The organism is Plastoroseomonas hellenica (assembly GCF_018129085.1).
GTDB classification, from domain to species: Bacteria; Pseudomonadota; Alphaproteobacteria; order Acetobacterales; family Acetobacteraceae; genus Plastoroseomonas; species Plastoroseomonas hellenica.
Map to the genome: position 1 here is coordinate 328,933 of NZ_JAAGBB010000001.1, position 22,939 is coordinate 351,871.

General features: G+C 70.2%; 20 protein-coding genes and 1 tRNA gene. 10 read left to right on the plus strand and 11 right to left on the minus strand.

Features of this window, described 5'->3' with window-relative positions:
* Positions 1-18: 18 nt before the first annotated feature.
* Positions 19-1,614 (plus strand): ABC transporter substrate-binding protein, encoded by a 1,596-nt coding sequence (locus tag GXW71_RS01335; protein WP_211850576.1) that lies wholly within the window; start codon positions 19-21, stop codon positions 1,612-1,614.
* A gap of 8 nt (positions 1,615-1,622) precedes the next feature.
* Positions 1,623-3,788 carry a N,N-dimethylformamidase beta subunit family domain-containing protein gene (locus GXW71_RS01340; RefSeq protein WP_246526177.1) on the plus strand — a complete coding sequence of 722 codons (2,166 nt, stop codon included), beginning with the start codon at positions 1,623-1,625 and terminating at the stop codon, positions 3,786-3,788.
* A 120-nt stretch (positions 3,789-3,908) separates the two neighbouring features.
* Here the strand turns inward: GXW71_RS01340 and GXW71_RS01345 are convergent, their stop codons facing one another.
* From GXW71_RS01345 to GXW71_RS01365, 5 genes are all read right to left on the minus strand, one after another.
* Positions 3,909-4,889 (minus strand): Bug family tripartite tricarboxylate transporter substrate binding protein, encoded by a 981-nt coding sequence (locus GXW71_RS01345; RefSeq protein WP_211850577.1) that lies wholly within the window; start codon positions 4,887-4,889, stop codon positions 3,909-3,911.
* 233 nt (positions 4,890-5,122) lie between these two features.
* A tRNA-Ser gene (locus GXW71_RS01350) sits at positions 5,123-5,213 on the minus strand.
* Positions 5,214-5,294: 81 nt separating this feature from the next.
* Positions 5,295-6,272, minus strand: coding sequence for a tripartite tricarboxylate transporter substrate binding protein BugD (locus GXW71_RS01355; RefSeq protein ID WP_211850578.1), 978 nt, complete (start codon positions 6,270-6,272; stop codon positions 5,295-5,297).
* A 55-nt stretch (positions 6,273-6,327) separates the two neighbouring features.
* Positions 6,328-8,133, minus strand: a complete 1,806-nt coding sequence (gene lepA / locus GXW71_RS01360) for a translation elongation factor 4 (protein ID WP_211850579.1) — start codon at positions 8,131-8,133, stop codon at positions 6,328-6,330.
* 101 nt (positions 8,134-8,234) lie between these two features.
* Complete coding sequence (locus tag GXW71_RS01365; protein WP_211850580.1) at positions 8,235-9,230, minus strand: Bug family tripartite tricarboxylate transporter substrate binding protein; 996 nt, start codon at positions 9,228-9,230, stop codon at positions 8,235-8,237.
* Positions 9,231-9,344: 114 nt separating this feature from the next.
* On the opposite strand from GXW71_RS01365, the gene GXW71_RS01370 reads away from it, so the two are divergent.
* Positions 9,345-9,731, plus strand: coding sequence for a RidA family protein (locus tag GXW71_RS01370; RefSeq protein WP_211850581.1), 387 nt, complete (start codon positions 9,345-9,347; stop codon positions 9,729-9,731).
* A gap of 43 nt (positions 9,732-9,774) precedes the next feature.
* On the opposite strand, the gene pheT is transcribed toward GXW71_RS01370, so the two are convergent.
* The 4 genes from pheT to rpmI form a co-directional block, all read right to left on the minus strand.
* Positions 9,775-12,246 (minus strand): phenylalanine--tRNA ligase subunit beta, encoded by a 2,472-nt coding sequence (gene pheT / locus GXW71_RS01375; protein ID WP_211850582.1) that lies wholly within the window; start codon positions 12,244-12,246, stop codon positions 9,775-9,777.
* A gap of 4 nt (positions 12,247-12,250) precedes the next feature.
* Positions 12,251-13,339 carry a phenylalanine--tRNA ligase subunit alpha gene (gene pheS, locus GXW71_RS01380; RefSeq protein ID WP_211850583.1) on the minus strand — a complete coding sequence of 363 codons (1,089 nt, stop codon included), beginning with the start codon at positions 13,337-13,339 and terminating at the stop codon, positions 12,251-12,253.
* Between the two features lie 91 nt (positions 13,340-13,430).
* A complete protein-coding gene (gene rplT / locus GXW71_RS01385; RefSeq protein ID WP_211850584.1) occupies positions 13,431-13,790 on the minus strand; it encodes a 50S ribosomal protein L20 in 360 nt (119 codons plus the stop codon).
* A 12-nt stretch (positions 13,791-13,802) separates the two neighbouring features.
* Positions 13,803-14,009, minus strand: coding sequence for a 50S ribosomal protein L35 (gene rpmI / locus GXW71_RS01390; RefSeq protein WP_211850585.1), 207 nt, complete (start codon positions 14,007-14,009; stop codon positions 13,803-13,805).
* A 188-nt stretch (positions 14,010-14,197) separates the two neighbouring features.
* On the opposite strand from rpmI, the gene dapF reads away from it, so the two are divergent.
* From dapF to GXW71_RS01425, 7 genes are all read left to right on the plus strand, one after another.
* The gene (gene dapF, locus GXW71_RS01395) at positions 14,198-15,016 is read left to right on the plus strand and encodes a diaminopimelate epimerase (RefSeq protein ID WP_211850586.1); all 819 of its coding nucleotides are present in this window, start codon (positions 14,198-14,200) and stop codon (positions 15,014-15,016) included.
* Positions 15,013-16,299, plus strand: coding sequence for a tRNA (N(6)-L-threonylcarbamoyladenosine(37)-C(2))-methylthiotransferase MtaB (mtaB, locus tag GXW71_RS01400; RefSeq protein ID WP_211850587.1), 1,287 nt, complete (start codon positions 15,013-15,015; stop codon positions 16,297-16,299). Before dapF ends, mtaB begins: the two co-directional genes overlap by 4 nt.
* Complete coding sequence (ftsY, locus tag GXW71_RS01405; protein ID WP_211850588.1) at positions 16,299-17,432, plus strand: signal recognition particle-docking protein FtsY; 1,134 nt, start codon at positions 16,299-16,301, stop codon at positions 17,430-17,432. Before mtaB ends, ftsY begins: the two co-directional genes overlap by 1 nt.
* A 122-nt stretch (positions 17,433-17,554) precedes the next feature.
* Positions 17,555-18,130: a peroxidase-related enzyme gene (locus tag GXW71_RS01410; protein ID WP_211850589.1), complete on the plus strand. Its 576-nt coding sequence runs from the start codon at positions 17,555-17,557 to the stop codon at positions 18,128-18,130.
* Entirely contained in the window at positions 18,130-18,927 is a 798-nt protein-coding gene (locus GXW71_RS01415) for a creatininase family protein (protein ID WP_211850590.1), read from the plus strand. The genes GXW71_RS01410 and GXW71_RS01415 overlap by 1 nt, the downstream gene beginning before the upstream one ends.
* A gap of 3 nt (positions 18,928-18,930) precedes the next feature.
* Positions 18,931-19,338: a lysozyme inhibitor LprI family protein gene (locus tag GXW71_RS01420; protein WP_211850591.1), complete on the plus strand. Its 408-nt coding sequence runs from the start codon at positions 18,931-18,933 to the stop codon at positions 19,336-19,338.
* Between the two features lie 112 nt (positions 19,339-19,450).
* A complete protein-coding gene (locus tag GXW71_RS01425) occupies positions 19,451-20,290 on the plus strand; it encodes a hypothetical protein (RefSeq protein ID WP_211850592.1) in 840 nt (279 codons plus the stop codon).
* A gap of 173 nt (positions 20,291-20,463) precedes the next feature.
* Here the strand turns inward: GXW71_RS01425 and GXW71_RS01430 are convergent, their stop codons facing one another.
* Both GXW71_RS01430 and gap read right to left on the minus strand, forming a co-directional pair.
* Complete coding sequence (locus GXW71_RS01430; protein ID WP_211850593.1) at positions 20,464-21,678, minus strand: phosphoglycerate kinase; 1,215 nt, start codon at positions 21,676-21,678, stop codon at positions 20,464-20,466.
* Positions 21,679-21,903: 225 nt separating this feature from the next.
* Positions 21,904-22,923: a type I glyceraldehyde-3-phosphate dehydrogenase gene (gene gap / locus GXW71_RS01435; RefSeq protein WP_211850594.1), complete on the minus strand. Its 1,020-nt coding sequence runs from the start codon at positions 22,921-22,923 to the stop codon at positions 21,904-21,906.
* Positions 22,924-22,939: the final 16 nt, after the last annotated feature.

Below are 22,939 nucleotides of genomic sequence, written 5' to 3' on the forward strand. Positions count from 1 at the left end.
GGGCAAGAGGGGGATTGCATGGCCATTCAACTCACCCGCCGCGCTGCGGCGCTCGGCACCGTGGCGGCACTCGCCGCACCCGGCCTGTCGAAGGCGCAGCGCGGCGCCGATCCGCGCGTGCTGCGCTTCGTGCCGCAGGCCGCGCTGTCGAACCTCGATCCCATCGCCTCACTGGCGAGCGTCGCGGTCAACCACGGATACTATGTCTTCGATACGCTCTACGGCATCGACGCGCAGATGCGCCCGCAGCCCCAGATGGCCGAAGGCCACAGCGTGTCGGAGGACGGGCTCGCCTGGACCATCCGCCTGCGCGAAGGCCTCCTGTTCCACGACGGCGAGCCCGTGCGGTCGCGGGATTGTGCGGCAAGCCTCCGGCGCTGGGGCAGCCGCGACACCTTCGGCCGCACCGTGGCGGCGGCCGTGCGCGAATACGAGACGCCGGACGACCGGACGCTCGTGATCCGCCTGAGCCGGCCTTTCCCCCTGATGCTCGACGCCATCGCCAAGGCCGGCACCTCGCCGGCCTTCATCATGCCCGAGCGCCTGGCGGAGACGGATCCGGTGCGGCCGGTGGCGGAGATGATCGGCTCCGGCCCCTATCGCTTCCTCGCCAATGAGTATGTCTCCGGCAGCCGCGCCGCCTATGCGCGCTTCGACCGTTACCGGCCGCGCCAGGAAGCGCCGGAATGGACCGCTGGCGGCAAGGTCGCGCATTTCGAGCGCGTCGAATGGCACATGATGCCGGATGCGGCGACGGCCTCGGCGGCGCTCCAGGCCGGTGAGGTCGACTGGTGGGAGCAGGTCGCTGCCGACCTGATTCCGATGCTGCGGCGCTCCCGCGACATCACGATCGCGAACGGCGACCCCGGTGGCTATCTGGGCGTGCTGCGCCTCAACCATCTGCATCCGCCTTTCGACAAGCCGGCGGTGCGGCGGGCGGTGCTCGCGGCGGTCAACCAGGCCGACTTCATGGCGGCGGTGACCAACAATGATCCGACCGCCTTCAACATCTGCCATTCCTTCTTCCCCTGCACCACGCCCTATGGCCGGGCGCCGTCGCCGGACCCGATGGCCGCGCCGAGCCTTGAGCGTGCGCAGACCTTGCTGCGGGAGAGCGGCTATGCGGGCGAGCGCGTGGTCATGTTGAATCCCGCCGACTTCTCCTCCATCGCGCCGCTCGGTTTGATCGGCCAAGACCTGCTCACCCGGATCGGCTTCAATGTGGAATTCGTCACCACGGACTGGGGCACGGTGCTGGGCCGCATGCTGAATCGCAATCCTCCCGCGCAAGGTGGTTGGAACGTCTTCCCGGTCTGGTGGACCGGCATGGGTATCGTGACGCCGACCCAGAATGCGCTGATCCGTGGCCAGGGCACCGCTGGCTGGAGCGGCTGGTACGAGAGCGCGGAGATGGAGGCGCTGAACGCCGAATGGCTCAGCGTGCCCGACGACGCCGCGCGGCTCGCGATCGGCGCGCGCATGCAGGATCTCGCCTTCCGCGACGTGGCGAGCGTGCCGCTCGGCCAATTCTTCATCCGCACCGCCTATCGCCGCTCGCTCACCGGCCTGCTGGAAGGACCCCGCCCCGTGCCCTGGAACCTGCGCCGCGCATGATGGACCCGTTGCCGCCCGTCACGGGCTATCTCGACCGGCTGTCGCGGCGCCCGGGCGGGCGCTTCACCGCCCATGTCAGCCTCCGGGCACCGGGGCCGTGCCGGGTCAGGGTCGTGCGGGTGGTGTCCGCCGATCCCAATCCCGCGGGGCCGGGGATGGATCTGCGGCCAATGCCGGAGCTGCTGGACCTGAGCTTCGAGGGCCGGCACCAGCCGGTGCAACTCGGCTCCCATGCGCTGATCCACGGCGGCCCGCGCTTCGGCGCAGAGGAGCCGCGCTGCTGGTCCGCGCTGGTCTGGATGCGGGGCGAGCAGCCGGCGGCAACCGTACTCTCCGCCGAAGGCGGCGGCGGTGCCGTGGCGCTGCGTGCCGGCACCGCGGGCGCCGAGGCGGAGGTGACGCTCGGCGGCGCGACGCATCGCCTCGCCACCCAGCAGCCGCTTGCGCCGCGCGCATGGCATCGCCTCTGGCTCGCGCATGATCCCGGCACGGGGCGGCTGCTGCTCGGCCAGACAGGCCCCGGCGGCGCGGCAACGGCGGAGATGCGCCTGCCCGCCGGCCCGATGCCGGCCGTGCAGGGCGTGCTCATCGCCGCACGCGGCATCGACGCGCCCTGCGATCACTTCACGGGCAAGATCGAGGCGCCGCTGGCCGCGGCTGCCTTCGCCGAATCCTGGCCATCGGCGCTGGACATCCCGCCAGTCGCCGCGGCCGCGATCCGCGCCCATTGGGACTTCGCCAGGAGCATCGGGACCGACGCGGTGGCCGATATCGGACCCGATGCGCTGCACGGCACGCTGATGAACGCGCCGACCCAGGCGGTGGTCGGGGCTTGCTGGAGCGGCCGGGAGACCTGCTGGCGCCATGCGGCCGAAGACTATGCGGCCATCCACTTCCATGCCGACGACATCGAGGATTGCCGCTGGGCGCCGTCCTTCCATTTCGACGTGCCGGACGGCATGGCGAGCGGCTGCTACGCCTTCCATCTGACGGCGGAGGGCGGCGAGGACTGGCTGCCCTTTTACGTGCTGCCGCCGCGCGGGCGTGCCACCGCGCCGGTCGCCTTCCTCGCCTCCACCTTCACCTATCAGGCCTATGCGAACCACGCCCGCGGCAATGCCGATGCGGCCTATCACGCGCGCGTCGCCGACTGGGGCGCCTATCCGCACAATCCCGACCAGGTGCGCGGCTTCGGCTTCTCGACCTACAACCGCCACCCCGATGGCAGCGGCATCGCGCTCTCGTCGCGGCTGCGGCCCATCCTGACGATGCGGCCGGGCTATCTGACCTTCAACGACGCGCGCGGCTCCGGCCTCCGGCACTACCCGGCCGACACGCATCTGCTGGCCTGGCTGGAGGCGCAGGGTATCGCCTTCGACGTCATCACCGACGAGGACCTCGACGATGAAGGGCCAGGGCTGATCGCGCCCTATCGCGCCCTGCTCACCGGTTCGCATCCCGAATACCACACTGACCGCATGCTCGATGCGCTGACCGATTATCGCGATGGGGGCGGCAAGCTGCTTTACCTCGGCGGCAATGGCTTCTACTGGCGCATCGCCCGCGATCCCGCGCGGCCGCATCTGATCGAGGTCCGCCGCGCCGAGGGCGGGATTCGCGCCTGGGACGCGGAGCCGGGCGAGTACCACCACCAGCTCGACGGGCAGCTCGGCGGGTTGTGGCGGCGGAACCGCCGGCCACCGCAGATGCTGGTTGGCGTGGGCTTCTCCGCCCAGGGGCTGTTCGAGGGGACGCATTTCCGGCGCCTGCCGGATTCCCACGCCCCGGAGCATGCCTGGATCATGGAAGGCGTGCCCGAGCAGTTCGGGGATACCGGGCTGTCCGGCGGCGGCGGCGCCGGCTTCGAGCTGGACCGCGCCGACGTTCGGCTGGGAACGCCGCCCGAGGCCGCGATCCTCGCCCGGTCGGGGCCGCCACCTTCCTCCTTCGTCACCGTGCCGGAGGAACTTCTGTCGCATGTCGCGACGGTGACGGGCGAGCGCCCCGCGGATCTGCAGCGGGGCGAGATCGTCTATTTCACCACTCCCGGCGGCGGCGCGGTCTTCTCCGTGGGCTCCATCACCTTCTGCGGCAGCCTCTGGGATGGCCAGGCCTTTGCCGGCCCGGTCTCGCGCCTGCTGGAGAATGTTCTGCGGCGCTTCATGGCGCCGTAGAGTGTGATGATTCGAGGCGGCATCGCCGAAAAGTCTGAATCACGCGATCAAACAAGGGTTGGAACATGATGCGTGAGCGCTTGCGAGCGCATCATGCTCCAGCTGTCCGGAGGGGCGCCGCTACTCCGGCTGCACGCCCGCCGCGCGCAGGATCGCCGTGTAGCGCTCGACACCCTCGCGGACCAGAGTGATCACCTGCGCCGAGGTCTCGAAGCCCGCCCGCGGCGCGACCCCGGCCAGCTCATTGAGCTTCGCGACATTCTGCTGGATCGCGCCTCGGAAAGCGGCGCCCAGCGCGGCGACCACGGGCGCCGGCGTGCCGGCGGGGGCGAGGATGGGGAAGAACTCCTCATGGATCAGCCCGGGCAGGCCGGCCTCGGGCGCGCTCGGCACGTCGGGCAGCGCCGGGCTGCGCTGCTCCGCCAGCACCGCGAGCGCGCGCAGCGCCCCGCCACGGACCTGCCCGATCGAGGAGGCCATCGTCGGCGCGCCGATCTGCGCTTCTCCGGCGACCAATGCTGCGACGCTCGGGCCGCCGCCGCGGTAATGCACCAGCTCGGCCTCCACCCCGGCGACGGAGCGGTATAGTTCCGCCCCGACGTGCACGCCGCTGCCGGTACCGGCCGTGGCGATGTTGTAGCGGCCCGGCGCGGCCTTCAGCAGCGCCAGCAGTTCCTGCGCCGTCCGGGCCGGAAGCTGCGGATTGACGACAAGCACATATGGCGAGAAGCCGGCCACCGCCACGCCGACAAAATCGTCGACGGCGTTGTAGGGCATGCGCGCGACGATCGCCGGCACCGTGGAATGCGAGCTGTTGATCAGCACCGTGTAGCCATCCGGTGCCGAGCGCGCGACATGCTCGGAGCCGATCACGCTGCCGGCGCCGGCGCGATTCTCGATGACGACCGTCTGGCCGAGCGCCTGGCTTGCCGATTCCGCGATGATCCGCCCGACGATGTCGTTCGAGCCGCCGGGGGCGAAGGGGACGATCATCCGGATCGGCCGCGTTGGCCGCCAAGCTTGCGTGGACTGTGCACGGACGACTGACGGCGCCAGCCCGGCGGTAAGGGCGAGCGACAGGGCTTCGCGGCGAGTCTGCATTGGACGTCTCCCAGTTTCGGCCGTGCAACACCCTGAAGGGGCGCGCATCGCGGTGCTTTTGCCCGGACCATACCGCGACCGGGAATAAACGACATCATCTCCGTGAGTATTGGGCAGGGATGACCGTCTGCTGGCCCGGGGTTCGCGTCGGCGGTACCGAAGATCACGAAGGGGCGCCTGGCCGCTTTCGCAGCGCGTGCAGGGTTGGTGTGGCCGCCGCGAGCAAACAAAAATGGCGGATGGGGTGGGATTCGAACCCACGATACGCTTTTGACGTATACGCACTTTCCAGGCGCGCGCCTTCGACCGCTCGGCCACCCATCCGCAAGGCATCCGTCATCCGGGCGCCGTAAGGGCGCGGACCATAATCAGGCCGCGCCCTTGCATCAACCCACCTCTATCAAACTAGTCGGCGTATTGTCCGGCCGCCTGGATCAGTGGCCGCCACTTCTCGATTTCGGCCAGCCAGAAGGCCCGGTGCGCCGCCGGCGTCGCCTGGTCCTGCGCCACCGGCGCGGTGCCGAGCTCATTGAAGCGCGTGATCAGCCGCTGGTCCCTGAGCGCCGCCTGCAGGGCCTGGGACAGGCGCTGGATCACCGGTGCGGGCGTGCCGCGCGGCGCATAGAGGCCGTGCCAGATCGTCACCTCCAGCCCCTGCAGCCCGGCCTCGGCCGCGGTCGGCACATCGGGCAGCGCCGAGACCCGTTCCCGCGTCGTCACCGCGAAGACCTTCACCGCGCGGGCGCGGATCTGCTCGGTGGTGTTGGTCGTCTGGTCGCACATCAGGTCGACGCGGCCGCCCAGGATCTCCTGCATGGCCGGGCCGGTGCCGCGGAAGGGGACGGTCGTCATCGCCGCCTCGATGCGACTCATCAGCAGCAGGCCGCAGAGGTGGCTGGCCGCGCCGATGCCGGCATTGGCGTAGTTGAGCTGGTCGCGCCGCTGGCGCATCACCGCCACCGCCTCGGCCAGGGTATTGGCCGGGAAGTCGGGGCGCGCGATCAGCGTCATCGGCACCTCGGTGATCAGGCCGATCGGCTCGAAGCCGTTCACGGGGTCGTAGGGCAGGCGGCGATAGAGCGCCGGCGTCGTCGCCATGCCGATGTGGTGCAGCAGCAGCGTGTAGCCATCCGGCCGGGCCTGCGCCACGCGATTGGCGCCAAGCGTGCCGCCGGCGCCGCCGACATTCTCGACCACCACGTTCTGGCCGAGGTCGCGGCCCATGACCTCGGCGACCAGCCGCGACACCGTGTCGGTCGGCCCGCCGGCCGCGAAGGGCACCACGATGCTGATCGGACGCGTGGGATATTGCTGGGCCGCGGCAGGAGCAGCGGCGAGCGCGCCAAGTGCCAGCGCACCCAGCAGGCGACGGGTCGGGGACATGGTTCCTTGTTTCCTCCGGCTTATTCGAGTTCCGAATCAGGCATCCATCCTGGATTCAGGCATCCATCTTGAGCGCGGCGATGAAGGCGCTCTGTGGTATTTCCACCTTGCCGAACTGCCGCATGCGCTTCTTGCCCTCCTTCTGCTTGTCGAGGAGTTTGCGCTTGCGGCTGATGTCGCCGCCATAACATTTTGCGGTGACATCCTTGGACATGGCGCTGATCGTCTCGCGCGCGATCACGCGCCCGCCGATCGCCGCCTGAATGGGGATCTTGAAGAGCTGGCGGGGAATCAGCTCCTTCAGCTTCTCGCAGATCGACCGCCCGCGCCGGTCGGCCTGGCTGCGATGCGCCATGAAGGACAGCGCGTCCACCGGCTCCGCATTCACCAGGATGCTGATCTTCACGAGGTCGCCCGCCTCATAGCCGTCCATCGCATAGTCGAAGGAGGCGTAGCCGCGGCTCACGGACTTCAGCCGGTCGTAGAAATCGAACACCACCTCGTTCAGCGGCAGCCGGTAGACCGCCATGGCGCGGTTGCCGACATAGGTCAGCTCCACCTGCTGCCCACGCCGCTCCGAGCACAGCGTCAGGATCGAGCCGAGATACTCGTCCGGCACCATGATGGTCGCCTTGATCCACGGCTCCTCGATGGTGTCGATCAGCGACGGGTCCGGCATGTCGGCCGGGTTGTGCAGGTCGCTCAGCTCGCCCTTGGTGCTGCGGATCTTGTAGACAACCGAAGGCGCGGTCGCGATCAGGTCCAGGTCGAACTCGCGCGACAGCCGCTCCTGGATGATCTCGAGGTGCAGCAGGCCAAGGAAGCCGCAGCGATAACCGAAGCCGAGTGCGGCGCTCGACTCCGCCTCGAAGTGGAAGCTGGCATCGTTCAACCTGAGCTTGCCCAAGGATTCGCGCAGCTTCTCGAAATCAGCGGCATCGACCGGATAGAGGCCGCACCACACCACCGGGACGCTCGGCTTGAAACCTGGCAGCGCTTCGGTGGCCGGGTTGCGGTCATCGGTCAGCGTGTCGCCGACATTGGTGTCCGCGACCGTCTTAATGGCCGCGGTAACATAGCCCATCTCGCCCGGGCCGAGGCTGTCCACCGCCACCATCTTCGGCGTGAAGACGCCGACCTGCTCGACGACGTGGGTCTGGCCCTTGGCCATCATGCGGATTTTCTGGCCGCGCCGCAGATGGCCGTCCTTCACCCGCACCAGCACGACGACGCCGAGATAGGGGTCGTACCAACTGTCGACCAGCAGCGCGGTCAAGGTCTTGCTCGCGTCGCCGCTGGGCGGCGGCAGCCGCGTCACGATCGCTTCCAGCACGCCTTCGATATTGAGGCCGGTCTTGGCGCTGATCTCGACGGCGTCATCGGCCGGCAGCCCGACCACATCCTCGATCTGCTGGCGTACCCGATCCGGCTCGGCCGCCGGCAGGTCGACCTTGTTCAGGATCGGCACGATCTCATGCCCGGCATCGATCGCCTGGTAGACATTGGCCAGCGTCTGCGCCTCGACCCCCTGGGAGGCATCGACCACGAGCAGGGAGCCTTCGCAGGCAGCGAGGCTGCGGCTCACCTCATAGGCGAAGTCGACATGGCCCGGCGTGTCCATCAGGTTGAGGACGTAGGTTTTGCCGTCCTTGGCCGGATAGGTCAGGCGCACGGTCTGCGCCTTGATGGTGATGCCGCGCTCCTTCTCGATATCCATGTTGTCGAGGACCTGTTCGGTCATCTCGCGCGCGGAAAGGCCGCCGGTGAGCTGGATCAGGCGGTCGGCGAGCGTCGACTTCCCATGGTCGATATGGGCGATGATGGAGAAGTTGCGGATCAGGCTGAGCGGCGTGTCGGTCATGGGCTTCCGGGAGCGGGGGCGGGCGCGGGCTCGTCCGCCGGCGTTCTGTCGGGTCAGATAGTGCAAAAGCGCCGGAAATCAAAGCCGTGCCTGCGATCCCGCTATTCGATCCGGGCGCCCGAAACCTCCACCATCTCCCGCCAGCGGGGCGCGTCGGCGGCAATCTTGGCCCGCGTCGCCACCGGTCCGTCAGTCGTGGCGGGCACCAGGCCGCTGGCGTGCAGCCGCCGCTCCAGCCCTGGCGCCCCGGCGCTTCGCCGCACTGCCACGGCGATCTGCTCCTGCATGTCCGCCGGCAGCCCGCGCGGGCCGGTCAGCGCGTTCCAGGATTGCAGGTCGAGGTCGCCGATACCGAGGTCGGCGAACTCGCCGAGGCCCGGCACCCCCGGCATCAGCGGGCTGCGGGCGTTGCTGCCGACCGCCAGCGGCAGCAGGCGGCCGGCCGCGACCTGCGGCATCAGCGCCGGCATGAAGTCGAACACCATGTCGATCTGACCGGAGAGCAGGTCGTTCAACGCCGGCGCGCCGCCGCGATAGGGCACATGCTCGATCTCGGCGCCGGTGCGCCGCGCGATGGTGGCGATCAGCAGATGCGCGGCACTGCCATTGCCGGCGGAACCCTTGATCAGCCGGTTGCCGGGCCGCTTCGCCCAGGCGATCAGGCTGCGAAAATCCGTCCAGCCCCGCTCCCGTGCCCGCTCCGCCGTCACGCAGCACATCACCGTCGAGGTGACGAGCTGGATGATCGGCGTCAGGTCCCGGTCCGGGTCATAGGGCGCGCGCGCCATCATCAGCGGCAGCGCGGTGAAGAAGGCGATGCTGAAGACGCCAAGCACCGATCCGTCGGCCGGCGCCTGCTGCACCGCCTGCACGCCGAGCACCCCGCTCGCGCCGCCCCGGTTCTCGATGACGATCGGCTGGCCGGTGGTGGTGGTGACCGCATCGGCCCAGAGCCGCCCGATCGCGTCCGCGGCGCCGCCGGGCGGGAAGGGCACCACCCAGCGCATCGGCCGTCCGCCCGGCAGGATCTGCGCGATCGCGGGCGCCACGAGGGGCAGGGCAGAAGCGCCCAGCAGGAAAGGGCGGCGCGCGATCATGGAGGTCCCCGGATGTTTGGAGTTTGTATTCAGAAGCTCCGGCCCCGGGCATGATCTGTCAATCACCGCTCCGCCGCGCAGCATCGCGGCGCCACCGCATCAGGATGGGTCATCATGCCGAAGCGTGCCATCGCCTCCGACAAGGTCTTCAAGCCCTCGCTGCCCTTCGCCCAGGCGACCGTCGCCGGCGGCTTCATGTTCGTCTGCTCCACCGGCCGCGACGTCGAGGGGCGCTTCGCCATCGGCGATGTCCGCGCGCAGACGCAGCAGACGCTCGACAATATCCGCGCCCTGATCGAGGAGGCCGGCGGCACCATGAAGGATGTGGTGAAGTGCACGGTCTACGTGACCGACCGGGCGAACTGGGCGCCGATGAACGAGGTCTATTTCGCCAATTTCGCCGAGGACCCGCCGCACCGCGTGTCCTGCATCGTCACCGGGCTTGGGTCGCCGGACTGCCTGGTCGAGATCGACGCGACCGCTTACCTGGGCGAGGCGTGACGCGAAGGACCAGGGAACAGCGTTCCCTGGCGCTTCGGACGCTTCACGCGCGCAGCGATGCGCCTGTCGCCTTGGTGACGGCGGCCACGATCTTCGCTGCCACCGCCTCGATCTCTGCATCGGTCAGCGTCGCCTCCCGCGGCTGCAGCGTGACCTCGATCGCGAGGCTGACCTTGCCTTCCGGTAGCTTGTCGCCGGCGTAGCGGTCGAACAGCGCGACATCGGCGATCATCGCCCGCTCGGCGCCGCGGGCCGCGCGCAGCACCGCCTCGGCGGCGATGCCGGCATCGACCAGGAAGGCGAAGTCGCGCCGCAGCGGCTGGAGGGTCGAGAGCTCCGGCGCGGACTTCTTCCGCCGCTTCGGCTCCGGCACCGCATCCAGGAACACCTCGAAGGCCACCGCCGGCCCGGCGATATCGAGCTGGGCAGCGACATGCGGATGCACCTCACCGAAGGTCGCCAGCACCGTCTTCGGCCCCTGCCGCACCACGCCCGAGCGGCCCGGGTGATAGAAGCCCGGCGCATCCGCGGTCACGCTCAGCGCCGCCATCGGCACGCCGAGCGCCGTCAGCACCGCCAGCGCATCGCCCTTCGCGTCGAAGGCATCGACCGCCCGCGCCGGCGCCGCCCAATTTCGCGGCGTCTCGCCGGTACGCACGCCGGCCGCGACCTGCAACTGGCCATCGAGCCCGGTGCCGCGATAGGCGCCGCCGAGCTCCGACAACGCCACTGCCGGGTAGCCGCGCGCCGCGTTGCGCGCGGCCGCCATCAGCAGGGAGACGACCGGTGTCGGCCGCATCTGATCGAGATCCGCCGCGATCGGGTTGGCGACCCGCAGCGTCTCCGGCGTCTCGCCGAACAGCACTGCCGTCGCCTGGTCGAGGAAGCCGTAGGTCACGCAATCCTGCATGCCGCGCGCCGCCAGCACCCGCCGCGCCAAGGCCGCACGCGCCTGCCTGGCGCTCAGCGCCGCCGTCGGCACCGGGGATGCGACCGGCAGCGACACCGGCGCGATGGTGTCGAGGCCGCGGATGCGCAGCACCTCCTCCACCAGGTCGGCCTCCGGCTCGATGGCCGCACAGCCTTCGGCTGCCTTCGCCGCACGTTCGGGCGAGAGGCCCGGCGCCTGGGTCAATGCGCCGCTGCCCGCGATGTCATTGCGCCAGGACGGCACCGCGACCGTCACCTGCGCCGCGTCACGCGCCTCCACTGCGAATCCGAGGCGTTCCAGAATGCCGACCGCCTCATCTGCCGCAACCTCGGCGCCGCCGAGACCCGCCAGCCGCTCGAAACGCAGGCTCGCGCTGCGCCGCCAGGCAGGCTCAGCGCCGGCCTCGCTCACGGCACTGGCCTCGCCGCCGCAGAGCGCGATGATCATCCGCGTCGCCGCCTCCAGCGCCACCGGCATCAACGCCGGATCGACGCCACGCTCGAAGCGCGCCCGCGCATCGGTATGGACGGCGTGGCGCCGGCCCGACAGCGCGATCCGCACCGGGTCGAACAGCGCGCATTCGATGAAGCACTCGGTCGTCGTCTCGTCGCAGCCGGACGGCTCGCCGCCGACCACGCCGCCCAGCGCCTCGGCGCCGGCCGCATCGGCGATGACGCCATCCTCCGCGGTCAGCGCATAGGTCTTGCCGTTCAGCGCGACCAGCTCTTCGCCCTCGCGCGCCATGCGCATCGTGAGCGTCTTGCCCTTCACCTTGGCGACGTCGAAGACATGCAGCGGCCGCCCCAGGTCGAAGGTGAACCAGTTCGTCACATCGACCAGCGCGCTGATCGGCCGGAGCCCGATCGCGGTCAGCCGGTCCCGCAGCCATTGCGGGGAGGGTCCGTTTTTCAAGCCGCGCACCGCTCGCCCCAGCACCCAGCGGCAGGCGCGCGGATCCGCGATCTCCCAGGCGAGCGGTGCGGGATAGGCCGGCTTCACCGGCTCTGCGCCCCAGGGCTTCAGCGTGCCGAGGCCCGCCGCCGCCAGGTCCCGCGCCACGCCGCGCACCGAGAGCGCGTCGCCACGGTTTGGCGTCACCGCGATCTCGATGATCGGATCGTCGAGGCCCGCATACTGCACATAGGACTGGCCGAGCGGCGCATCCGCCGGCAGGTCCACGATGCCGCTGTGATCGTCGCCGAGGCCCATCTCCCGCGCCGAGAGCATCATCGCCTCGCTGGCGACGCCGCGGATCTCGCCCTTCTTCAGCGTGATGCCGGTGCCGGGGATGAAGGCGCCGGGCAGCGCCAGCACGCCCTTCATGCCGGCGCGCGCATTCGGCGCACCGCAGACGACGCTGAGCAGCTTGCCGTCGCCGCCATCGACCTTCAGCGCCCGCAGCCTGTCGGCATTGGGGTGCTGCACCGCCTCCACCACCTGCGCGATGCGGAAGGAGGCGAGCGCCGCGGCGCGATCCTCCACGCCCTCCACCTCGAGCCCGATGGAGGAGAGGGTTGTCGTGATCTGATCCAGCGTCGCGCTGGTCTCGAGGTGCTCGCGCAGCCAGGACAGGGTGAACTTCATCGCCTCAGATCCCTTCTGCCAGCGAGGGCGGCGCCAGCGGGTCCGCCGCGTAGTGCTTCAGCCAGCGCAAATCCGCCTCATAGAAAGGGCGCAGATCGTTCATGCCGTGCTTCAGCATGGTGATGCGCTCGATTCCCATGCCGAAGGCGAAGCCCTGCCACTCCCGCGGGTCGAGGCCGGCATTGGCCAGCACCTTCGCATGCACCATGCCGCTGCCCAGGATCTCCAGCCAATCGCTGCCCTTGCCGAGCTCGCCGGTCTTCCGGTTCCACCCGATATCGACCTCCATCGAAGGCTCGGTGAAGGGGAAGTAGCTGGCGCGGAAGCGCACCGGCAGGTCAGAGATGCCGAAGAAGCTGCGCAGGAAATCCACCAGGCAGCCCTTGAGATGCGCCAGCGTGATGCCGCGATCGATCACCAGGCCTTCGACCTGGTGGAACATCGGCGAATGCGTCGCGTCATGGTCGGCGCGCCAGGTGCGGCCCGGCGCGATGATGCGGATCGGCGGCTCCTGCCCCAGCATGGTCCGCACCTGCAGCGGGCTGGTCTGGGTCCGCAGCACGATCTGGTGCCCCTCCGCGTCGCGGCCGGGCAAATAGAAGGTGTCCTGGTCCTGGCGTGCCGGGTGATGGTCCGGGATATTGAGCGCACCGAAATTGTGCCAGTCGCTCTCGATGTCCGGTCCCTCGACGACTGCGAAGCCCATGGCGCCGAAGATCGCCGTCAGCTCCTCGATGGTGCGGCTGATCGGGTGGATGCCGCCCTCTGCCGCCGTTCCCGGCGCCTGTGGCCGCGGCGGCAGCGTCACATCGACCCGCTCCGCCGCCAGCCGCGTGTCGAGCGAGGCCGCCTCCAGCACGGCCCGGCGCGCATCGAGCGCCGCCTCGATCACCGCCTTGACCCGGTTCACGGCGGCGCCGCGTTCCTTCCGCAGTTCCGGCGCCACGGCGCCCAGGCCCTTCAGCAGCCCGGTCAGCGTGCCGTTCCTGCCCAGCACTGCGACGCGCACGGCATCGAGTGTCCGGAGGTCGGCGGCGGTGGCGATCGCCGCTTCGGTATCGGCGCGGAGCGCCTGGAGATCATCGGCGGACATCGGGGTCGTCCTTGCGCATGGCACAGAAAAACGAAGGGCCGCGCCCCTGGTGGGGTGCGGCCCTTCGCCGGTTAGGAAACCCGCCGGAAGCTTAGGCGGGGCGGCCGGCGCGGGCCTTTTCGACCAGCGCCGCAAAACCCTTCGGATCGTCAAAGGCGATGGCGGCCATCACCTTGCGGTCCATCTCGATGCCCGCCGCCTTCACGCCGGCGATGAACTTCGAATAGGTCAGCCCATGCTCGCGCACCGCTGCGTTGATGCGCTGGATCCAGAGTGCGCGGAACTCGCGCTTCTTGTTCCGGCGGTCGCGGTAGGCGTAGCGGAGCGCCTTCTCGACCCGCTCCAGGGCGGGGCGGTAGGCGTTGTTCGACCGGCCCACATAGCCCTTGGCCAGCCGCAGGATCTTCTTGTGCCGGGCGTGCTTGGTAACGCCGCGCTTCACACGTGCCATGGCTGCGTCTCCTTACCGCGCGCTGCCGTAGGGCATCCACTGCAGGACGGTCAGGCCGTCCTGGTGGCGGAGCACCTGGCTGCCGCGGTTCTGCCGCTTCGCCTTGCTGTCACGTGCCGTGAGGCAGTGCCGCTTCTTGCCGGGACCCGCGAGCACCTTGCCGGTGGCGGTCAGCTTGAAGCGCTTCTTCACGCTGCTCTTGGTCTTCATCTTGGACATTTGGCCCTCCTCGGGGATGGCCGCCCTGCCTGCCGCACCATGCGGCAACGGGCGCTCCTCCGGCCGGGCATGTCCATAGTGGCCACGGCGCGGGGAGCGGGGCGTATAGCGGGGCCGGGGAGGGGGCGCAACCCTGCGCTGCCGAACCACCCCTTGGATGCGGCGCGCCGGCAGGGCATATCCCTGCCATGGTCGCCTTCCGCAAGATGCATGGGCTGGGCAACGACTTCGTCGTGCTGGACGAGCGTGCCGCGCCGCTCGGCCTGACGGATGCGCGCAGCCGCCTGATCGCCGACCGGCATTTCGGCATCGGCTGCGACCAGCTCATCAGCCTGGAGCCGGGGGGCCAGGGGGCGGATGTCTTCATGCGCATCCGCAACCCGGATGCCTCCGAGGCGCAGGCCTGCGGCAATGCCACGCGCTGCGTCGCTTCCCTGATCGCGGCGGAGACCGGGAAGACGCAGGTCGTGGTCCGGACGGTCGCCGGCGACCTGCCCTGCACGATCCTGGGGCCGGACCGGGTGGTCGCCGACATGGGCGCCCCGCGCCTGGGCTGGCGGGACGTGCCGCTGGCGCGCGAGGCGGACACGCTGGCGCTGGATATCGTGGAGGGCCCGGTCGCGGCGCCGGCCGCCTGCTCCATGGGCAATCCGCACGCGACCTTCTTCGTGCCCGATGTCGCGGCGCTGGATGTGGCGACGATCGGGCCGCGCCTCGAGCATCACGCGGCCTTTCCGGAGCGGGCGAATATCGGCTTCGCCCAGGTCCTGGCGCCGGACCACCTGAAGCTGGTGATGTGGGAGCGCGGCGCCGGCATGACCTTGGCCTGCGGCTCCGGCGCCTGCGCCACCATCGTGAACGCGCATCGCCGCGGGCTCACCGGCCGGCGGGCGACCATCACCATGCCCGGCGGCGACCTGGTCCTGGAATGGCGGGAGAGCGACGGCCATGTCCTGATGGAAGGCCCGGTCGCCACGGCCTTCACCGGCAGCCTCACCCTGCCATGACCGGCGAGCACAGCCTGGAGGCCGAGGAGAGCGGCGGCGCGGACGGCCCGCGCATGCTGACCTTCGGCTGCCGCCTCAACACCTATGAGAGTGCGGCGATGCGGGACCTGGCGACCAGGGCCGGGCATCGCGGCGCCATCATCGTCAACACCTGTGCCGTCACCGCGGAGGCCGAGCGTCAGGCGCGCCAGGCGATCCGCCGCGCCGGCCGGGAGAATCCCGGCACGCCGATCATCGTCACCGGCTGCGCCGCGCAGATCGCGCCCGATGCCTGGGCCGGGCTGCCCGGCGTCACCCGCGTCATCGGCAATGCCGAGAAGCTGAAGCCGGAGACCTGGGCGCTGGACGCGCCACCGACGCCGGTCACCGACATCATGGCGGCGCGCGAGACAGCGGCGCACCTCGTCACCGAATTCGCCGGTCGGGCGCGGGCCTTCGTGCAGGTGCAGCAGGGCTGCGATCACCGCTGCACCTTCTGCGTCATCCCCTATGGCCGCGGCCCGTCGCGCAGCGTGCCGATCGGCGCGGTGGTGGAGCAGGTGCGGGTGCTGGTCGCCGCCGGCTACCGCGAAGTCGTGCTGACCGGCGTCGATATCACCAGCTACGGCCCGGACCTGCCGGGCCAGCCGCGGCTCGGTCAGATGGTGCGCCGGCTGCTGGCCCTGGTGCCGGAGCTGCCGCGGCTGCGGCTTTCCTCCCTCGATCCAGTCGAGATGGATGAGGATCTGTGGCGCCTGGTCGGCAGCGAGCCGCGCCTGATGCCGCATCTGCACCTGTCATTGCAGCACGGCGCCGACCTGATCCTGAAGCGCATGAAGCGCCGGCACCTCCGGGCCGACGCCATCGCGCTGGCGCGCCGCGCGCGCGCGCTGCGCCCCGACATCGTCTTCGGCGCCGACCTGATCGCCGGCTTCCCGACCGAGACCGAAGAGCATTTCACCGAGATGCTGGACCTGGTCGAGGCCTGCGGCCTGTCCTTCCTGCACGTCTTCCCCTTCTCCGCCCGCCCCGGCACACCGGCCGCCAAGATGCCGCAGCTTCCGGTGGCGCTCCGGCGCGAGCGCGCGGCGCGGCTGCGGGAGGCGGGCGCGCGTGCCGCCCAGCGCCTCTTCACGACCCGGCTGGGGCGGGAAGAGAGCGTGCTCCTGGAGAAGGGCGATCGCGGCCACACCGAGCACTTCGCGCCGCTGCGCCTGCTCGGCGCCGCCGGGACGCCGGGTGAGCTGCGGCGGCTCCGCGTCACCGGCCTGGAGCCGCAAGGATTGCTGGCGGAGGCTGCCTGATGGCGCTGAAATCCCTCTGGAGCCGCTTCACCGGCCGTGAGGAGGGCAAGCCCGCCCCGGACGGCCAGGCGCCGGAGCCGCCGCCCGCCGAGGCGCTGCCGCCGGAGCCGCCTGCGCCGGAACCGGCATCGCCGCCGCCGGCCCCCATCGCGGCTGAGCCTCCGCCCGCCCCGCTGGAACCGGAGCTTCCGCCACCGCCCGCCGTGGAAGAGAAGAGCGGCTGGTTCTCCCGTCTCAAATCCGGCCTGTCCCGGTCCGCCGCTCGCCTCACCGAGAATGTCGGCAGCCTCTTTGCCAAGCGCCGCCTCGATGAGGAGGCATTGGAGGAGCTGGAGGAGACGCTGATCGCCGCCGATCTCGGCGTCGCCGCCGCACGCCGCATCGTGGGCGACTTCCGCAGGACCCGATTCGGCAAGGAAGTGACCTCGGAGGAGGTGAAGCAGGCACTGGCCGAGAGCATCGCCGCCATCCTCGCCCCGGTCGCGCAGCCGCTGGTCATCGACCGCGCGCTGAAGCCGCATGTGGTGCTGGTGGTCGGCGTCAACGGCACCGGCAAGACCACCACCATCGCCAAGCTCGGCCAGCAATATCGCGACCAGGGCCTCACCTGCACCTTCGTCGCCGGCGACACCTTTCGCGCCGCGGCGGTCGAGCAGCTCCAGGTCTGGGCGGACCGCACCGGCGCCGGCCTCGCCGCCCCGGCCAAGCCCGGCGCGGATGCCGCCGGCCTCGCCTTCGATGCGCTGACCGCGGCGCGCACCGCCGGTACCGACGTGCTGCTGGTCGATACCGCCGGGCGCCTACACAACAAATCGGCACTGATGGAGGAGCTGCGCAAGATCGTCCGCATCATCAAGCGCGTGGACGAGACAGCGCCACATTCGGTGCTGCTGGTGCTGGACGCCACCACCGGCCAGAACGCGATCCAGCAGGCCAAGGTCTTCTCCGAGATGGTGAACGTCACCGGCCTCGCCGTGACCAAGCTCGACGGCTCGGCCAAGGGCGGCGTCGTGGTGGCGCTGGCGCAGGAATTCGCCATTCCCGTGCATGTGGTCGGCGTCGGCGAGAAGGCCGCCGATCTCCGGCCCTTCGAAGCGAGGGATTTCGCGCGGAGCCTGATGGGGGTTGAATGAGCGCGATGGCCGGAGGCCGATAGGCCGAAGGTCTGAATCACGCGATCAGAGAAAATCGCGATGCGTGACCGTGAGCGGACGCGAACGGATCATGCATCGGGCCAGTCCCAAGGAACCGCTCCATGGCCAAAGCGCCGCCCGTCAGCCGCTATCCCGTCCCCAAGCTGAAGGACATGCCGGACGACATCCGCGCCCGTATCGAGACGGTGCAGGAGAAATCCGGCTTCATCCCCAACGTCTTCCTCATGCTGGCCTACCGGCCCGAGGAATTCCGCGCCTTCATGGCCTATCACGACGCCCTGATGGACAAGAAGGAGGGGCTGACCAAGGCCGAGCGCGAGATGATCGTGGTCGCGATCAGCGCCGCCAACCAGTGCCAGTACTGCGTCATCGCGCATGGCGCGATCCTGCGCATCCGCGCCAAGAATCCCCTGATCGCGGAGCAGGTCGCGGCCAATTGGCGGAAGGCCGACATCACGCCGCGCGAGCGCGCCATGCTGGAATTCGCCATGAAGATAACCCATCGCGCGAACGAGACCGACGATGCGGATCGGGCGGCGCTGCGCAAGGCCGGCTTCACCGATGACGAAGTCTGGGACATCGCGGCGATCGCCGCCTTCTTCGGCATGTCCAACCGTCTCGCCAACTTCACCAGCCTCCGGCCGAACGACGAATTCTACATGATGGGGCGGGGCTGATGACCGAGGAGGTCCGCTGGGAACGCCTGACGGCGCCCGAGATCAACGCGCTCGCCGCCCGCAATGCGCTGGTGGTGCTGCCGGTCGCCAGCCTGGAACAGCATGGCCCGCATCTGCCGGTCTGGACCGACAGCGCGCTCGGCCACGCCATGGCGGTTCGCGCCGCGGAGATCGCGCGCGATGTGCCGGCGGTGGTGCTGCCGCCGATGTGGATGGGGCTTTCGGAGCACCATTTCCCCTTCGGCGGAACCATCAGCTTGGACTACGCGACCTTCGCCGGCGTGCTGCGCTGCGTCGCGCGCTCGATCATCGCCTGCGGCTTCAGGCGCCTGTTCCTGGTCAACAGCCATGGCGGCAATATCGAGCCGCTGGCCGTCGCTTCCCGCGAGATGGCGCATGAATTTGGCATCCCCGTCGCCACCACCTCGCTGCCCCGGGTCGCGGCCCAGGAGATCGCGGAAATCCTGGAAACCCAGCCCGGCGTGCAGCATGCTTGCGAGGCGGAGACGGCGCTCTGGTTGCATCTCGACGCCGCGCAGGTCCGCCAGGACAAGGTGGCGGGCGCGGCGTCCCAGGGCGGCAATCTCGGCAATCCCCTGGTGACCCGCTTCTGGTCCTTCGAGGAACGGGCCCCGGTCACCGGCGTGCGCGGCAACCCGCCGGCCGCGACCGCCGAGAAGGGCGCCCGCCTGGCGGCCGTGATCGCCGAGGGGCTGGCGCGCGCCATGCGCGACGAAGTGCTCTGGACCACGCCGGACCCGGTCTGGGCGCCTGGCCGCGCACAGGGGCGGCGCTGAGCGATGCGGCGCATCCTCCTTGCGCTACTGCTGGCGGCGCCGCTCCCGGCCCTGGCGCAGAATGCGGATGTCGAGCTTCGCATCCGCTATTCGCCGGCACTCCAGGCCTGCCTGGACAAGGCCGGCAGCACGACCGCCGCCATGGTCGATTGCCATGGGCAGGAATACGCCCTCTGGGATGCGCGCCTGAACCGGGCCTATCAGAGGATCATGAGCGCCCCGGAAGTCACCCCTGCCGCCAAGGACCAGTTGCGGGACGCGCAGCGGGCCTGGATCGCCTATCGCGACCGCGCCTGTGCGGCCAGGGCGGGGGTGGAGTCCGGCGGCGGCTCGCTTGGCCTCATCACTGCGGCTGCCTGCCGGCTGGAGATGACCGCGCTCCGCGCTCACGAGCTGGAAGTTCTTCAGTAACCCTTGTTTCACCCAGGCGTGGTCCACTGCGGACGTGTCTGCTGCCCCTCCCCCCATCAAGCCTGACCGATCGGCGCGTGGCCTGCGGTCGCTGCTCGGGCGCTCGGCCGTCGTGCCGGCCTCGGCGCCGCTGGTCGCGGCGTCGCGCAGCGTCGCGCAGGCACCGGCCGCGCCCCCGCCTCAGTCGCCGCTGCCGATCGAGCAACCGGCCTGGGGCGATCACCTCTGGGGGGCAGGCCTCGCGACACCGGGTGGTGCGGAGGCGATCATGCGCCTCGCCGCCCTGCTGCCGCTTTCGCCGGCAACCACGCTGCTGCTGGTCGGCCGCGGCGCCACCGCTGCGGGCAATATCGTCGCCGAGGCACGGGGCGCCTGGGTCGCCGCCCATGACACCGAGGCGGAGCCGACCCCACCACCGCCGCCCACCATCGGCCGCCGCGAGCCGCCGCAGCGCGTGGAGGCGGCCAAGTGGACCCCGATCGCCCCGAGTTTCCGCCAGGGACGCCAGAATCACGCCCTGCTGCTGGAGCCGTTCCGCGACGGTGCCGCGCCGCCCCGGCTGCTGCCCGCCGTGGCCGCCGCGCTGCGGCCCGGCGCGCAGATCGTGCTGTTCGACCTGGTCGCCCGGGACGGCGCGGCAATCGACCCCGGCCATAGCCGCTGGTTGCGCATGGAGCGTCGCGGGTCGCCGCCATCCGAACGCGCCGCCGTCGCCGCTTTCAGCGCTGCCGGCTTCCAGACCCATGTGGTGCAGGATGAGGGTGCGGCCCATGCGGCGGCGGTTCTGCAAGCCTGGACCAGGCTGCTGCGCGTCCTGTCGGAGTCTCCCTCGCGCCCGACCCGCCTGCAGGCGGCCGCCCTGGTCGCCGAGGCGGAGGCCTGGCTGTTGCGGCTGCGGCTGATCGAGAGCGGAGCCCTGCGCCTGCTGCGCTGGCACGGATCCCTTAGGTGAGGCGTAGCCGCACCTAAGGCTTTTCTTGGGCCTCAAACGCCGGCGGCCGCATCCGCGGCCTTCTTTCGCGCGACGCCGCGCGGGCCGCATTCGCGGCCTCGGTCTGCATCGGCTGCGCCTCGCAGCCCGCCGGAATGGATGGCGGCCTGCGGCCGCGATTGCTTGAGAGGTTGTCAGCCCGTCTTGCTTTGCGCCGCGCTCTGCAGCGCTGCGACGCCTGGCAGGGTCTTGCCTTCCAGCCATTCCAGGAAAGCGCCGCCGGCGGTGGAGACATAGGTCATCCGCTCCGCCACGCCGGCGTGGCGGAGTGCCGCCACGGTGTCGCCGCCGCCGCCGATCGATTTCAGCCCGCCCGCGGTGGTCAGCGCGCCCACGGTCGCGGCAACCGCCACCGTCGCCGCGTCGAAGGGCGGGGTCTCGAAAGCGCCAAAGGGCCCGTTCCACACCAAGGTCGAGGCCTGGCGCAGCCGTGCCTCGACCGCCGCCGCCGTGTCCGGCCCGACATCGAGCGCCATCATCTCCGCCGGCACGCCGTCGACCGGCACCGTCTGCGTCGCCGGATTGGGTTTGAACTCGGCGGCGACGACCAGGTCGCTCGGCAGCAGGATGTCGCAGCCGGCACCCTGCGCCTCCTCCAGGATCCGCCGCGCCGTATCGTGCATCTCGGCTTCCTGCAGCGAGCGGCCCATGCCGTGGCCCTGGGCCGCGAGGAAGGTGTTGGCCATGGCGCCGCCGATCACCAGCACATCGACCCTCTTCGAGAGGTTCCCGAGCAGGTCGAGCTTGGTGCTCACCTTGGCGCCGCCGACGATCGCGACCACCGGCCGCGCCGGATTGCCGAGCGCCGCGTCCAGCGCCTCCAGCTCCGCCTGCATCAGCCGCCCGGCATAGGCCGGGACCAGATGCGCCACGCCCTCCGTGCTCGCATGCGCGCGATGCGCCGCCGAGAAGGCGTCGTTCACATAGGCGTCCGCGAGCTTCGCGAGGCCGGCTGCGAGCGCCGGGTCGTTCTTCTCCTCCCCGGCATGGAAGCGGGTGTTCTCGAGCAGCAGCACCTCGCCATCCGCGAGCTTCGCCACCGCGGCTTCGGCGGCTTCGCCGATGCAGTCCTCGGCGAAGCCGACCGGCCGGCCGAGCGCCTGGGCCAGCGCCGCGGCCATCGGCCGCAGCGACATCTCCGGCACGCGCTTGCCCTTGGGCCGATCGAAATGGCTGCACACCACGACCCGGCCGCCCTTCTCCGCCAGCTCCAGGATGGTCGGTACCAGCCGCTCGATCCGGGTGCGGTCGGTGATCTGCCCATCCCTCACCGGCAGGTTCAGATCCGCCCGCAACAGCACGCGTTTCCCGCGCGGATCGAGGTCATCAAGCGTCAGAAAAGCCGGCATTCCCAACTCCAATCACGAGCGAAACCCCGCGGCCGCAGGCCGCTACTGGAAAGGCCGGGCTGCGAGGCGAAGCCGATGCAGACCGAGGCCGCGAATGCGGCCCGCGCGCGGCTGTCAGCCGCGCCGGGCGCACACCCGACCGCGCGAAAGCCAAGCCGGCGGATGCCGGCGCCGGCGCCTGAGGCCTAACAAAGACCCGGCGGCGCCGGCAGGACCCTCACGAACTCAGAGCGACCCAAACAAAGCCGCCGTATCGCTCATGCGGTTCGAGAAGCCCCACTCGTTGTCGTACCAGGACATCACCCGCACGAGCCCGCCATCGACCACCTGCGTCTGCGTCGCGTCGAAGGTCGAGGAATGCGGGTCGTGGTTGAAGTCGATGGAGACCAGCGGCGCCGTATTGTAGGCGAGGATGCCCTTCAGCGGTCCGCTCTCGGAAGCGGCCTTCATCGCGGCATTCACCGCCTCCTTCGTCACGCCCTCGGCGCGCGGCACGAAGTCGAGCGAAACCAGGGAGACGTTCGGCGTCGGGATGCGGATCGCGGTGCCGTCCAGCTTGCCCTTCAGCTCCGGCAGCACGAGGCCGACCGCCTTCGCGGCACCCGTCGAGGTCGGGATCGCCGAGACCGCCGCCGCGCGGGCGCGGTGCAGGTCCTTGTGCAGCGTGTCGACGGTGTTCTGGTCGCCGGTATAGGCGTGGATGGTCACCATGTAGCCGCGCAGGATGCCGAACTTGTCGTGCAGTACCTTGGCGATCGGCGCCAGGCAGTTGGTGGTGCAGGAGGCATTCGAGATCACCGTCATGTCATTGGTCAGCGTCTGGTGGTTGACGCCGTAGACGATGGTCGCGTCGGCATTGTCGCCCGGGGCGGAGATGATGACCTTGCGGGCGCCGGCGGTCAGGAGCGCCGAGGCCTTCTCCTTCGAGGCGAAGATGCCGGTGCATTCCATCGCGACGTCGACGCCCTGGAAGGGCACCTTGGTCGGGTCGCGTTCGGCCGAGACCTTGATCGGCGCATAGGTGCGGCCATTCGCGGTGATCAGCAGGCTGTTGCCTTCGACCGCGACCTCGCCGGGGAAGCGGCCATGCACGCTGTCGTAGCGCAGCAGGTGCGCGTTCGCCTCGACCGAGCCGAGGTCGTTGATCGCGATGCACTCCACGTCGCGGCGCCCGCTTTCGATCATCGCGCGCAGCACAAGGCGCCCGATGCGCCCGAACCCATTGATGGCGACCTTCACGGCCATGGCGAAGAACCTTTCC